The organism is Streptomyces sp. NPDC007264 (genome assembly GCF_042869095.1).
In the GTDB taxonomy this organism is placed as follows: domain Bacteria; phylum Actinomycetota; class Actinomycetes; order Streptomycetales; family Streptomycetaceae; genus Streptomyces.
On sequence record NZ_JBIAFD010000007.1, the window covers coordinates 46444 to 59160 of the forward strand.

10 protein-coding genes are annotated in these 12717 nt (G+C 72.3%); 2 read left to right on the top strand and 8 right to left on the bottom strand.

Features of this window, described 5'->3' with window-relative positions:
* Positions 1-25: 25 nt before the first annotated feature.
* The gene (locus ACFYMU_RS13665) at positions 26-1054 is read right to left on the bottom strand and encodes an LLM class flavin-dependent oxidoreductase (protein WP_388372321.1); all 1029 of its coding nucleotides are present in this window, start codon (positions 1052-1054) and stop codon (positions 26-28) included.
* A gap of 219 nt (positions 1055-1273) precedes the next feature.
* Between ACFYMU_RS13665 and ACFYMU_RS13670 the strand changes: the two genes are divergently transcribed.
* The gene (locus ACFYMU_RS13670; RefSeq protein WP_388372322.1) at positions 1274-1600 is read left to right on the top strand and encodes an ATP/GTP-binding protein; all 327 of its coding nucleotides are present in this window, start codon (positions 1274-1276) and stop codon (positions 1598-1600) included.
* 46 nt (positions 1601-1646) lie between these two features.
* Here ACFYMU_RS13670 and ACFYMU_RS13675 read toward each other — a convergent pair whose 3' ends face one another.
* The 7 genes from ACFYMU_RS13675 to mce all read right to left on the bottom strand — a co-directional run bounded on the left by ACFYMU_RS13675 (position 1647) and on the right by mce (position 11337).
* The gene (locus ACFYMU_RS13675) at positions 1647-2516 is read right to left on the bottom strand and encodes an ABC transporter permease subunit (RefSeq protein ID WP_388372324.1); all 870 of its coding nucleotides are present in this window, start codon (positions 2514-2516) and stop codon (positions 1647-1649) included.
* Positions 2513-3787 (bottom strand): ABC transporter ATP-binding protein, encoded by a 1275-nt coding sequence (locus ACFYMU_RS13680; protein ID WP_388372326.1) that lies wholly within the window; start codon positions 3785-3787, stop codon positions 2513-2515. Before ACFYMU_RS13680 ends, ACFYMU_RS13675 begins: the two co-directional genes overlap by 4 nt.
* Before the next feature lie 112 nt (positions 3788-3899).
* A complete protein-coding gene (locus tag ACFYMU_RS13685; RefSeq protein ID WP_388372328.1) occupies positions 3900-4670 on the bottom strand; it encodes an ABC transporter permease in 771 nt (256 codons plus the stop codon).
* 3 nt (positions 4671-4673) lie between these two features.
* Positions 4674-5651, bottom strand: a complete 978-nt coding sequence (locus ACFYMU_RS13690; RefSeq protein WP_388372330.1) for an ATP-binding cassette domain-containing protein — start codon at positions 5649-5651, stop codon at positions 4674-4676.
* Between the two features lie 109 nt (positions 5652-5760).
* Positions 5761-6699 (bottom strand): cellulose-binding protein, encoded by a 939-nt coding sequence (locus ACFYMU_RS13695; RefSeq protein ID WP_388372332.1) that lies wholly within the window; start codon positions 6697-6699, stop codon positions 5761-5763.
* A 182-nt stretch (positions 6700-6881) separates the two neighbouring features.
* Positions 6882-10664, bottom strand: coding sequence for a polarized growth protein Scy (gene scy / locus ACFYMU_RS13700; RefSeq protein WP_388372334.1), 3783 nt, complete (start codon positions 10662-10664; stop codon positions 6882-6884).
* Between the two features lie 232 nt (positions 10665-10896).
* Positions 10897-11337: a methylmalonyl-CoA epimerase gene (gene mce / locus ACFYMU_RS13705; RefSeq protein WP_388372336.1), complete on the bottom strand. Its 441-nt coding sequence runs from the start codon at positions 11335-11337 to the stop codon at positions 10897-10899.
* 148 nt (positions 11338-11485) lie between these two features.
* Between mce and ACFYMU_RS13710 the strand changes: the two genes are divergently transcribed.
* Positions 11486-12688 carry an acetyl-CoA C-acetyltransferase gene (locus tag ACFYMU_RS13710; protein WP_388372338.1) on the top strand — a complete coding sequence of 401 codons (1203 nt, stop codon included), beginning with the start codon at positions 11486-11488 and terminating at the stop codon, positions 12686-12688.
* Positions 12689-12717 lie beyond the last annotated feature (29 nt).

The window sequence follows — 12717 nt, forward strand, 5'->3', positions numbered from 1 at the left end:
ACGGAGCGGCAGGCTCCCGGCGGACTCAGTGGAGGCGGGGAAGGACTTCCGCGCCCAGCCTCCGTACGTTGTCCTCCGTCGCCGCGAGGTCGCCGGACCCCTCGACCAGCAGCGCGAAGCGGTCGATGCCGGTCCGCTCCGAGGTCGCCAGGAGCCGGTCGGCGCACAGGTCCGGGGTGCCCACCGGGTGCAGCCCGCACAGCAACTCCGTGTACGCCAGGGGATCCCGCATCGTGCGGGCCCGGCCGTCGACCGTCATATGCGCGTCGAGCCCCTGTTTCAGCCAGCCTGGCATCGCCTTGGTCAGCGCCTCGACCGCGTCGCCGCGGCGGTCGGCGATCTGGCAGACGCCGGCCGAGACATGACCGGCGCCGACGACCGCGTCGCCGTCGACCCCCGCCGCGCGCGCGTGCTTCCGCCACTGCTCGACCATGTCCGCCTTCTCCTCGTCCCCGACGTGCATGCCGAGCAGCATCGGCAGGCCGCGCTCGGCCGCCGTCCGCACGCTCGCCGGTGAGGTGCAGGCCACGAGGACCTCGGGCCCCTGGGTGTCGCCGAGCGACTCCGAAGGGCGTGGGACGACCGGGACCTCGCGGAAGCTGAAGCGTTCTCCCGTCGCGCCGACGGAGGGGTCGCGCAGCCAGCGCACCAGCAGATCGAGTGATTCCGGGAAGCCCGTCTCGTAGGCCCGCAGTCCGGAGCCGAAGACCTCCAGGTCCACCCAGGGTCCGCCGCGGCCCACCCCGAGCGACAGCCGCCCGCCCGAGGTGACGTGCAGCAGCGCGGCCTGCTCGCCGAGCGCCACCGGGTGGAGGGTGGGCAGGACGCTGACCGCCGTGCCGATCCGGATCCGGCGGGTGCAGCCCAGCAGGAGCGCTGCCAGGGTGATCGCCGACGGGCACGTCCCGTACGGCACGAAGTGGTGCTCGGCCAGCCACACCGTGTCCAGGCCCGCCTCCTCGGCGACCTCGGCCGACCGCACCGCGCGGTGCAGCGCCTCCCCCTGGCCCTGTCCCGGAAACTGGGCGGCCAGTACAAAACTTCCTACGCGCATCGCACTTCCTGCTTTCCTGGCTCCGACGCGGAGCTCCCCCACCCGGCATAACCGTCTGACATGTGCCCAAGTAACGGCTTGACGGAGAGATTTGCGGATTGTCTGGAGAATGTGCCGGTGGGGTGGGGGTTTGTCGGGGTTGGGACGTACGCGTACCCACCCGCGCGGCGCGTACGCTGGATGCGACTCCTGCTTTCCCTACAGCCCGTGAGGTGTTCCGTGTCCCCGCGTCGCAACCGACCCAAGGGCTCCGGCTCCGGCCGGAGCGCGGACGACGACAACTCCCGTTACGGCGGCCGGCAGTCGGCGGAGAGCTGGCGGGGCGAGGAGTGGAGCGTGCGCCATGTCGTGGGCGCCGGCGCCGCGGGCAAGACCTACCGGTGCCCCGGCTGCGACCAGGTGATCCCGTCCGGCGTTCCGCACGTGGTGGCGTGGCCGGAGCACGCGGGCGTGGACGACCGCCGGCACTGGCACAAGGCCTGCTGGAACGCCAAGGACCGCCGCACCGCGCGGGTGCAGCGGTCCCGTAACGCGCCGAGGTACTGAAGGGCCGGGGCTCTCGTAGGGCCGGGGTTCTTGTAGGGCTGGGGCCCTAGACGTCCCGCTTCTCCAGCAGGAGGCAGGCGGCGCCGAAGGCGACGGCCGTCACGCCGAGGGCGATCCACAGCGGGTCCCAGCCGGAGGGTCCTGACCTGCTCAGGGAGTTGGCGTAGAAGACGCTGAGCTGGTTCGGGATCGAGTACTCGAACAGCCACTGGCGCAGGTCCGCGAGCGACTCCGAGACCATGAACAGCGCGATCACCAGCGGCGCGAGCACCGCTCCGATCATGATGGTGATGGCGCCCGCCGAGTGCCGGACGATCGAGCCGACGACGAGCGAGAGCAGTCCGAGCAGGGCGATGTAGAGGGAGACGCCGACCGTGCCCTTCAGCCAGTCGGTGCCGGAGGGGTCCTTGGCGCCGTGGCCCTCCAGCAGCGCCACATCCGCGAGGGCGATGAGGGAGGTGGCCACCAGCGTGACCACGAAGGCCACGAGGAAGAACACGATCGCCTTCGCCGTGAGCACCCGGACACGGCTCGGGCACGCGGTCATCGTGGTGCGGATCATGCCGGTGCCGTACTCGGAGGCGGTGGTCAGCACGCCGAGCGTGATGATGCACATGGAGCCGAGAAGCAGCCCGAAGAATCCGAGGGAGAGCGGGTTCTCGCCCTGGAAGTCCGCCGACGAGTTGGAGACCAGCGCGCCGGCGGCGAGGCCGATGCCGATCACCAGGAGGACGAACACCCCGAGCGTCCACATCGTGGAGCGCACCGACCTGATCTTCGTCCACTCGGAGGCGACGGCGTGCCCGAGATGGGTGCGCACCACCGGGATCGGCGAGGTGTAGGTGGGGTGCGCGGGACCGGGCGCCGCCTGCCAGAGGGGTGCGGCCTGGGGCATCGGAGGCTGGGGCGTGCTCATCGGGGGTCCTCGGACTTGGTCGTGTCGACGGGGGAGGCGGAGGCGGGAGCGGGCTGTGCGGGCGGCTGCTGGGGCGCGGGAGCGGCGGCCGGAGCGGCGGCCGGCGCGGCCGGGGCCGCGGGCGCGCCCTGGGCGGCCGGCTGGGCGTACGGGTTGGGTCCCCCCGCGGCGGGCGCGGCGGGGACGCCGTACGGGCCCGCGGGCGGCTGCCCGGGCTGCCCGGGCATCGCGAAGGGCTGCCCGCCCTGCTGGGGCGGTGGCGGGGCGTACCAGCCCGGCTGGCCCTGGCCCGGCACCGGCGTCGGAGGCTGGAAGCCGGGCGGCAGCGGCTGCATCAGCCCTTCCTTCTGGTCGACGGTCGAGCGGTAGTCCACCGCGCCCTGGGTCATCCGCATGTACGCCTCCTCCAGCGACGCCTGGTGCGGGGACAGCTCCCACAGGCGTACGCCGGTGTCGTGCGCGATGTCGCTGATGCGCGGCAGCGGCAGCCCGGTGATGCGCAGCGCGCCGTCCTGCTCGGGCAGGACGTGCCCGCCCGCCTCGGTGAGCGCGGCGGTCAGCTTCTCCCGCTGCTGCGGCTCGGTGTCGGGGGTGCGGACACGTGCGAAGTCCGCCGAGTTGGCGGAGATGAAGTCCCGGACGCTCATGTCGGCGAGCAGCTGGCCCCGTCCGATCACGATCAGGTGGTCGGCGGTGAGCGCCATCTCGCTCATCAGATGGGAGGAGACGAAGACCGTGCGGCCCTCCGCGGCGAGGGACTTCATCAGGTTGCGCACCCAGAGGATGCCCTCGGGGTCGAGCCCGTTGACCGGCTCGTCGAAGAGCAGCACCTGGGGGTCGCCGAGGAGCGCGGCGGCGATGCCGAGCCGCTGGCCCATGCCGAGCGAGAAGCCCTTGGACCGCTTCCGGGCCACGTCCTGGAGGCCCACGACACCGAGCACCTCGTCGACGCGGCGCGCCGGGATGCCGGAGAGCTGGGCGAGGCACAGCAGGTGGTTGCGGGCGGCCCGGCCGCCGTGCACGGCCTTGGCGTCGAGCAGGGCGCCCACCTGGCGGGGGGCGTTCGGCAGCTTCCGGTACGGGTAGCCGCCGATCGTCACCTGCCCCGCCGTGGGGTTGTCCAGGCCGAGGATCATCCGCATGGTCGTCGACTTGCCCGAGCCGTTCGGCCCGAGGAAGCCGGTGACGGCACCCGGCCGCACCCGGAAGGAAAGGTTGTACACGGCCGTCTTGTCGCCGTAGCGCTTCGTCAGGCCGACTGCCTCGATCATGCTCCGCACCCATCGACAGGTTCAGGACGTCGGGGCGCACACTGCCCCCGTAAGGGTTAGGAGGATATCCGGGCGCTGACGGTTCCGGCCAAGAGAATGCAAAGGGCCGCGCTCAGGCGTCCCGTCGCTTCAGCACGAGGTATCCGCCCGCCAGGGCGGCGATCACCCACAGCAGCATGATGCCCAGACCGCCCCAGGGACCGTACGGGGTGTCGTCGCCGGCCCTCGGCACGACCTGCATGATCCTGCTGCCCGCCTGGTCGGGCAGGAACCGGCCGATCCTCCGCGTCGCGGAGACGTTCCCCAGGATGTTGGAGATCAGGAAGAAGAACGGCATCAGGATGCCGAGCGACAGCAGCGGAGAGCGCAGCATCGCGGCGACCCCCATCGAGAACATCGCGATGAGCGTCATGTAGAGCCCGCCGCCGATGACCGCGCGCAGCACGCCCGGGGCACCGATCGCCGCCCGGTGCGGGCCGAGCATCGCCTGCCCGAGGAGGAACGCGCCGAAGGCGGTGATCATGCCGACGACGAAGGCGAGCGCGGCCGCAACCGCGATCTTGCAGAACAGGAACGTGCCGCGCTGGGGGACCGCCGCGAGCGAGGTGCGGATCATGCCGGTGCTGTACTCGCTCGACACGACGAGCACCCCGAACACGATCATCGCGAGCTGTCCCAGCCCCATCCCCGCGAAGCTGATGAAGGTCGGGTCGAGGGAGAGCCGGTCGCCGAGACTCATCCGGTCGACCTCGCTCCTGGTCAGGGCGGAGACCAGCATGCCGAGCGCGACGGTGACGACAAGGGCGACGGAGAGCGTCCACCCCGTGGACGCCACCGACCGGATCTTGGTCCACTCCGACCTGATGACCTCGGGTGCCGCCATGGTTCAGACTCCCTTCCGCCGGCCGCCGGCCCACTCCTGGCGAAGAGCCTGCCGCGCCCAGGTGTCCACGGGGGTGTCGCTGTGCGCGTGGTACTCGACCGACTCCGCGGTGAGCCGCATGAACGCCTCCTCCAGGGAGGCGTGCCGGGTGCTCAGTTCGTGCAGCACGACCTGGTGCCGGGCGGCCAGCTCACCGATCAGCTCCGCCTTGCCGCCGTCGGCCTCCAGCACTCCGCTGCCCGACTCGACGACCGTGATGCCCGCCTCGTGGAGCAGGTCGAGCAGCCGCTCGCGCTGCGGGGAGCGGATACGGACGTACGACCGTGAGTTCCGCTCGATGAAGTCGGCCATGGAGGTCTCGGCGAGCAGCCGGCCCTGGCCGATGACCACGAGATGCTCGGCGGTGAGCGCCATCTCGCTCATGAGGTGGCTCGACACGAACACGGTGCGCCCCTGCGCCGCGAGCGATTTCATCAGCGTGCGGATCCAGTGGATGCCCTCCGGGTCGAGGCCGTTGGCCGGCTCGTCGAACATCAGGATCTGTGGGTCGCCGAGCAGCGCGCCCGCGATCCCCAGACGCTGGGCCATGCCGAGCGAGAACCCCTTGGCCTTCCTGCGGGCGACGGCGGTCAGGCCCACGGTGTCGAGGACCTCGTGGACACGGGAGGAGGGGATGCCGTTGCTCTGCGCGAGACAGAGCAGATGGTGGAAGGCGCTGCGGCCGCCGTGCACGGCCTTGGCGTCCAGGAGCGCGCCGATGGAGGTGAGCGGGTTCCTCAGCCGGTCGTAGTGCCTGCCGTCGATGCGGACGTCACCCGAGGTGGGGTGGTCGAGCCCGAGCACCAGCCGCATGGTGGTGGACTTCCCGGCACCGTTCGGGCCGAGGAAGCCCGTCACGACGCCCGGCTCGACGGTGAAGGTGAGGTTGTTGACCGCCGGCGTCTCGCCGTACCGCTTCGTCAGCCCCTCGAGCTCGATCATGCGGCCACGCTAAGACCGGGGATCGTGCCCTGCCACTCGACGCCGAGGGCCCGCACCCCCGAAAGGGTGCGGGCCCAGGGCGTCGTCAGCCGGTCGCGCGGTCAGGCGCTCACCGGGACTGCTGTGCCGGAACCCCGCGGGAGATCGGCTCGTCGTCCGTCGACGGCGTGCCGGCCGCGGCCACCGCCGCGCCCGTGAGCGTCGCGAGCATCTCGCGGACGTTGGTGAGCTGGGCGTTGATGGAGTCGCGACGGTTCGTCAGCGCCGCCAGCTCGCGCTCGGATTCCGAGCGGATGCGGTCGGCCTTGGCGTTCGCGTCGGCCACGATGTCCTCGGCCTGACGCTGGGCCGTCTCCACCGTCTGGCGGGCGCGGCGCTCGGCGTCCGTGCGGAGCTTCTCGGCCTCCAGGCGCAGCTGCTCGGCGCGGTGCTCGATCTCGGCGAGGCGCTTCTCGGCCTTGGCCTGACGGGAGGCCAGGTCGCGCTCGGACTGCTCACGCCGCTTGGCGAGGTTCGTCTCGAAGTCGGCGGCGGCCTGCGCGGCCTTGGCGCGGGTCTCCTCGAAGAGGGCGTCGGCCTCCTCACGCTTGGACTGCGCGTCCTTCTGCGCCTCGGCGCGCAGCTGGGAGGCGTCGCTCTTGGCCTTCTCGACGATGCGGACGCCCTCGTCCTCGGCCTTGGCCTTGCGGTCCGAGGCGAACGACTCCGCGTCGTTGCGCACCTGCTGAGCTGCCGACTCGGCGAGCTCGCGGTGCTGCTCGGCGGCGCGGCGGGCCTCCTCGCGCAGGTCCTTGGCCTCCTCCTCGGCGAGGCGGAGGATCTTCTCGACGCGCGCACCGAGGCCCGCGTACGACGGCTCCGCGTCGCTGACGGCAGCCTGGGCGTTCTGCGTCTCGAGATGGAGTTCCTCGATGCGCTTTTCCAGAGCGGTGATGCGGGCGAGAGCGCTGTCACGGTCGGAGACGAGCTTGGAGATCCGTTCGTCCACCTGAGCGCGGTCGTACCCACGCCGCACAAGCTCGAAGCCGTAGGGGGAAGTGTCGCTCATGGGGTTCCTGTCGAATGAGACCGGTGAGGTGATAGAGGGAATCCTAGGCGCCAATGCGGCGTGTCATCGAGCGGATACGTGTTTGATCTGGAGAATGACACTCCTTTTGGGTGGCTGACGGTCCCAGGTCTTGCCAGAGGGCGTACGAATCGTCCCGGCAAGCACAGAATCGGCGGATCCGGCTACCCTTCTGACCCCTTGCCACCCGAACGGGGCGCCCCCACGGCGGCGCCCGCCTTGACGCCCCCGTCCTTGGCGCCGGACGGGGCCTCAAAGGACTCCAACGCCTCCAGCACGTCCTGGACACGGGAGATCTCGGCGTTGATGTCCTCGCGCCGGCGCACCAGGATCTCCAGCTCCCGCTTGCCCTCCTCGACCGCCTTGCGGGCCTCGCGGATCGCCTCGATTTTGATCTGCTCGGCCTCCGAGACCAGCGAGGCCTTCTTCTGCTCGGCCTCCTTCAGCAGCCCCTCGGCCTTCTTGACGGCGGCGATGCGGACCTTGCCCGCCTCGGAGTTGGCCTCCGAGACGATCTCCTTCGCCTGCGCCTTGGCCTTCGCCAGCTGCTCCTCGGCGGCCTTGACGAGCGCGTCGCACCGCTCGCCCGCCGACTTCATCGCCTCGGCCGACTCGCGCCGCGCCCGCTCGTGCAGCTCCTCGATCTCGGTCGTGAGGCGGTCGCGCAGCTCCTCGGCGCGCTCCCGGATCGCGGTGGCGTCCCGGCGCGCGCCGACGAGCAGTTCGTCCGCGTCCGTACGGGCCCGCTCGACCATCGAGTTGCCCTCGACCGTCGCCTCGGCGACCAGCCGGTCCGCCTCCTTGCGGGCCGCGCCCACCATCGTGTCGGCCTGCGCCTCGGCGTCCGCCGTCGTCTTGCGCGCGCTCTGCTGCGCCTCGGAGAGGAGCTTGTCGGCCTCGGACGCGGTCTCCGTGATGAGCGTGTCGACCTGCTCGGCCGCCTCGGAACGCCGCTTGTTGGCGTCCTTGCGGGCCTCGTCCAGGGTGCGCTCGGCCTCCTCGCGCGCGGCGGCGGTCACCCGCTCGGCCTCCGCCGCCGCCTCGGCCCTGACCCGCTCCGACTCGCCGCGGATCCGCTCGGCGTGCCGCTGCGCGGCCCCGACCGTCTCGGCGGCCTCGGCGCGCAGCCGCTCCGCCTCGGCGGCGGTCTCCACCGTGAGCCGTTCGGCCTCCGACCGCGCCTGAGTGATGAGGGTGTCCGCCTGGGTGGCCGCGTCCGACCGGATCCGGTTGGCGTCCTCGCGCGCCTGAGCACGCGTGCGTGCCGCGTCCTGTTCGGCGGAGGCGACGGTGTCCGACGCCTCCGTCCGCGTGCGCTGGGCGTACTCGGCGGCGTCCGAACGGAGCCGCTCGGCCTCCGCGATCGCCTCCGAGACCGTCCGCTCGGCGAGCGACTTGGCGGCCTCCGTCTCCTCGGTGGCCTCCCGCCGGACGCGGCCGGCGTCCTCGGCGGCCCGCTCGCGCTCCGCGTAGGCGTCGGCGCGGACCCGGTCGGCCTCCTCCTGCGCCTCCCTGCGCGTACGCTCCGCCGCGTGCTCGGCGGCGGAGCGCAGGCCGCTGATCTCCTCCTGCGCCTGCTCGTGCAGCCCGACCACGGAGTCCCGCACCTGCTGGGCGTGCTGCTCGGCCGCCGACACCATCTCGGTCGCGCGCCGGTCGGCCTCCTCGACCAGCCGTACGGCCTCGGCCTGGGCCTCCTCGACCCGGGCGCGCGCCACCGCGAGCAGTTCCTCGCTCTGCTCGCGGGCCCGCTCGCGCTCCTGGTCGGCGTCCTGACGCGCCGCGCCGAGGAGTTCCTCGGCCTCGCGGCGGCGCCGGGCGGCCTCCTCCTGGGCGGCGGCGAGCGTCTCCGTGGCCTCCGCGCCCAGGCGCTCGGCCGCCGCCTGCGCCTCGGCCCGTACCCGGTCGGCGGTGTCCTGCGCCTCCGTCCTGAGCCGTTCGGCCTCGGCCGCCGCCTCCGACCGCAGGCGCACGGCCACGGCCTCGCCCTCCGCACGGGAGGCGGACGCGTCGGCGGCGGCCTCGGTGCGCAGCCGGTCGGCCTCGGTCTCGGCCTGCGCCTGGAGCGCGCGGATGCGCTCGGCGGCCTCGGTGCGCAGCCGCTCGGTCTCCTCGGCGGCCTCGCGGCGGATCCGTTCGGCCTCCGCGCGGGCGTCGTCCAGCGCCTGCTCGGCGGAGGTCAGCCGCTGCTCGGCCTCGGACCGCAGGCGGGCCAGCTCTTCGGCGGCCTCCTCGCGGCGGGCCTCGACGGCGCGCTCGGTCTCCTCGCGCAGGGCGCGGGCGGCCCGCTCGGCCTCCTCCTTGGCCGCCTCGGCCTGCTCGGCGGCCTCGGCCCGCAGCCGCTCGGCCTCCTTGCGGGCGCGCTCCAGGGCGTCCTCGGCCTGGCGGCGCAGCATCGAGGCGCGCTCGATGGCCTCGGTGCGCACCTTCTCGCTGTCGGAGGTGGCCGCCTGGCGCAGCTCGTCGGCGTCGGCCTTCGCCTTGGCGAGCAGCTCCTCGGCGGTCTCGGCCGCCTCCTCGATCTGCTGGACGGCCTCGCGCCGGGCCTCGGCACGGATCCGCTCGCCCTCGGCGACCGCCTCGGAGCGCAGCTGCTCGGCCTCGCCGCGCAGCCGGCGCGCCTCCTCCTGGAGCTCGACCGTCTTGGCGCGGTACTCCTTGGTGTCGTCCTTCGCCGCGCCCTTGAGCTGCTCGGCGATGTCGTGCGCCTCGGCGCGCAGCCGGTCCGCCTCGGCCTCGGCCTCCCGGCGGATCCGCTCGGCCTCCTCGGTGGCGGCCTTCGTGGTCGCCTTGGCGTCCTCCGACGCCTTGTTGAGGACGTCCTCGGCCGTACGGGCCGTCTTGGCGAGCTGGGAGGCGGTCTCCTCGGCCGTGATGCTGCGGGCCTTCTCCGCGGCCTCCGCGAGGATCTTCTCGGCCTCGGTGCGCGCGTCCGCGACCACCTGCTCGGCCTCGGACTTGGTGGCCTCCGCCTCCTTGGTGGCCTCGCTGACCAGCCGGGCGACCTGTTCCTTGGCGGTGCGGGTGCGCTGTTCGTTGGCCGACTCCGCGCCCGCGAGCGCCTTGGCGGCGGCCTCCTTCGCCTCGGCGACGACCTTGTCCGCCTCGGCGCGCGCCTCGCGCAGCGCGGCGTCCGCCTCGGTCATCCGCTGCTCGGCGGTCCGGCTCAGCTCGGTGGCCTGCCGGCGGGCGGCGTCCGACTCGGTCGCCGAGCTGGAGCGCAGCTGCTCGGCGTGGGCGGTGGCCTCCTGGGCCTGGACGGACGCGGCGTTCAGCAGCCGCTCGGCGTCCGTACGGGCCCGGCGCAGCAGCTGCTCGGCCTCCGCGCGGGCGCCCTCCGCCTCGCCCTGGAGCCGCTGCCGGGCCTCCGCGGTGAGCCGCTCGGCCTCCGCGCGGGCGGCGGCCAGCGCCTGCTCGGCCTCGGCGCGCGACTCGTCGACGAGACGGCGGGCCTGGGCCTCGGAGCGGGCGCGCAGCTGCTCGGCCCAGGCCACGTTCTCGTTGACGTGCGACTCGACGGTCTGCCGGCGCTCCGCCAGCTCCTGGTCGAGCTGCTGGCGGCGGGCGACCGCCTCCGCGTGCAGCTCCGCCTGGAGGCGGGCGGCCTGCTCCGCGTGCTCCTGGAGGATGCGCTGCGTCTGCGCGCGGGCCTGGCTCAGCTCGCGCTCGGCGTCCGCACGCAGCTGGTCCGCCTGCATCTGCGCCGTGCGGAGCATCTGCTCGGCCTGATAGCCGAGGTCCGCCCCGTCGTAGGCGGGGCGGGACATGAGCGTGCGGCGCGCCTCGTGCAGCTTGGCGCGCAGTACCTCGACCTGGTAGCCGAGGTCCTCGGCGTGCTGGATCGCCTTTTCCCGCTCGGTCTTCAGCCGCTCCATCTCGGCCTCGAACCGAGAGAGGTGGTCGACGTCAGCCGCCGGCTCTCGCTCCTGGCGTTCGTAGCCCCGCACTGCGCGGTCCCATCCGTCCCCTGGTCGCAAGCTTCTCCGAACGAGCTCCGTCCATCCGCCGGACGGGGCCCCCGGGGAATGGTGTCAGATCAACGGCGGAGCATGGGCTGCTGCCCCGACGCTCGTCCCCCGAAACCCGGACCCCGGACACGCGTCCCACCGGTCAGGCGGGACCCGGTCGCCCTGATGGAGCGGCGACCTCCCCAACCCTACCGGCCCTTATGTACGGGAGTCAGTGCTCAGGCGACTCAACAGCCGCCGAAGTGACGAGTTCCGTCAGAACTCCGTGGCAGTCCTTCGGGTGCAGGAAGGTGATCCGCGACCCCATGGAGCCGCGCCGTGGCTCCTCGTACAGGACCCGGACGCCCTTGTCCTTGATGTCGGCGGCGTCCGTGTCCACGTCGGCCGTGCCGAAGGCGATGTGGTGGACACCCTCGCCGTTCTTGGCGAGCCACTTCGCGACGGTGGAGTCCTCGCGGATGGGTTCGAGGAGCTGGAGGTAGGAGGCGCCGCCGTCGTCCGTGTTGTTGATCTTGAGCATGGCCTCGCGCACCCCCTGTTCCTCGTTGACCTCGGTGTGGAAGACGGAGAAGCCGTAGGTCGAGGTGTAGAACTCAACGGTCTTCTCGAGATCGAAACAGGCGATCCCGATGTGGTCGATTCGCGTCAGCATGCCATCAGTGCAGCGTCCCGCGGCTGGTTACGCAACGTGCGCGCGATCACACCCACGGCCCGATGACGTGGCGGACCGCCCCTCAGTACATTCGAGGTAAACCCTCGTTCACTCCTCAGCTGTGCAAGCTGGAAGGGGATCGCACCACATGTCTGCAACCAACAGCACGACATCCGTCATCGTCGCGGGTGCCCGCACTCCGATGGGACGGCTGCTCGGCTCGCTCAAGTCCTTCTCCGGAGTCGACCTCGGCGGCTTCGCGATCAAGGCCGCCCTCGACCGTGCGGGGATCGGGGGCGACCAGGTGCAGTACGTCATCATGGGCCAGGTGCTCCAGGCCGGGGCGGGGCAGATCCCGGCGCGTCAGGCCGCCGTCAAGGCGGGCATCCCGATGAACGTCCCGGCCCTGTCCGTCAACAAGGTCTGTCTGTCCGGCCTCGACGCCATCGCGCTCGCCGACCAGCTGATCCGCGCGGGTGAGTTCGACGTGATCGTCGCGGGCGGCATGGAGTCCATGACCAACGCCCCCCACCTGCTGCCGAAGTCCCGCGAGGGCTACAAGTACGGCGCGGTCGAGATCATCGACTCGATGGCGTACGACGGCCTGACCGACTCCTTCGACGGCATCGCCATGGGCGAGTCCACCGAGCGGCACAACACTCGCCTCGGCATCGGCCGCCCGGAGCAGGACGAGATCGCGGCCCTGTCCCACCAGCGCGCCGCGGCCGCCCAGAAGAACGGCGTCTTCGAGGCGGAGATCACACCGGTCGAGGTGCCCCAGCGCAGGGGCGAGCCGGTCGTCTTCAGCCAGGACGAGGGCATCCGCGGCGAGACGACGGTCGAGTCGCTGGGCAAGCTGCGCCCGGCGTTCGGCAAGGAGGGCACGATCACCGCCGGCACCTCCTCGCAGATCTCGGACGGCGCCGCGGCCGTGGTGGTGATGAGCAAGGCCAAGGCTCAGGAGCTGGGCCTGGAGTGGATCGCGGAGATCGGCGCCCACGGCAACGTGGCCGGGCCGGACAGCTCCCTCCAGTCGCAGCCGTCGAACGCGATCCTGCACGCCCTGAAGAAGGAGGGCCTGGAGGTCTCCGACCTCGACCTGCTGGAGATCAACGAGGCGTTCGCCGCCGTTGCCGTGCAGTCCATGAAGGACCTCGGCGTTTCCACCGAAAAGGTGAACGTCAACGGCGGTGCGATCGCCCTCGGTCACCCGCTCGGCATGTCCGGCGCCCGGGTCGTCCTGCACCTGGCCCTGGAGCTCAAGCGGCGCGGCGGCGGCGTCGGCGCGGCCGCGCTGTGCGGCGGCGGCGGTCAGGGTGACGCACTGATCGTGCGGGTACCCAAGGCCTGAGCATTCTGTACGTCTCTACTCGAACGGAG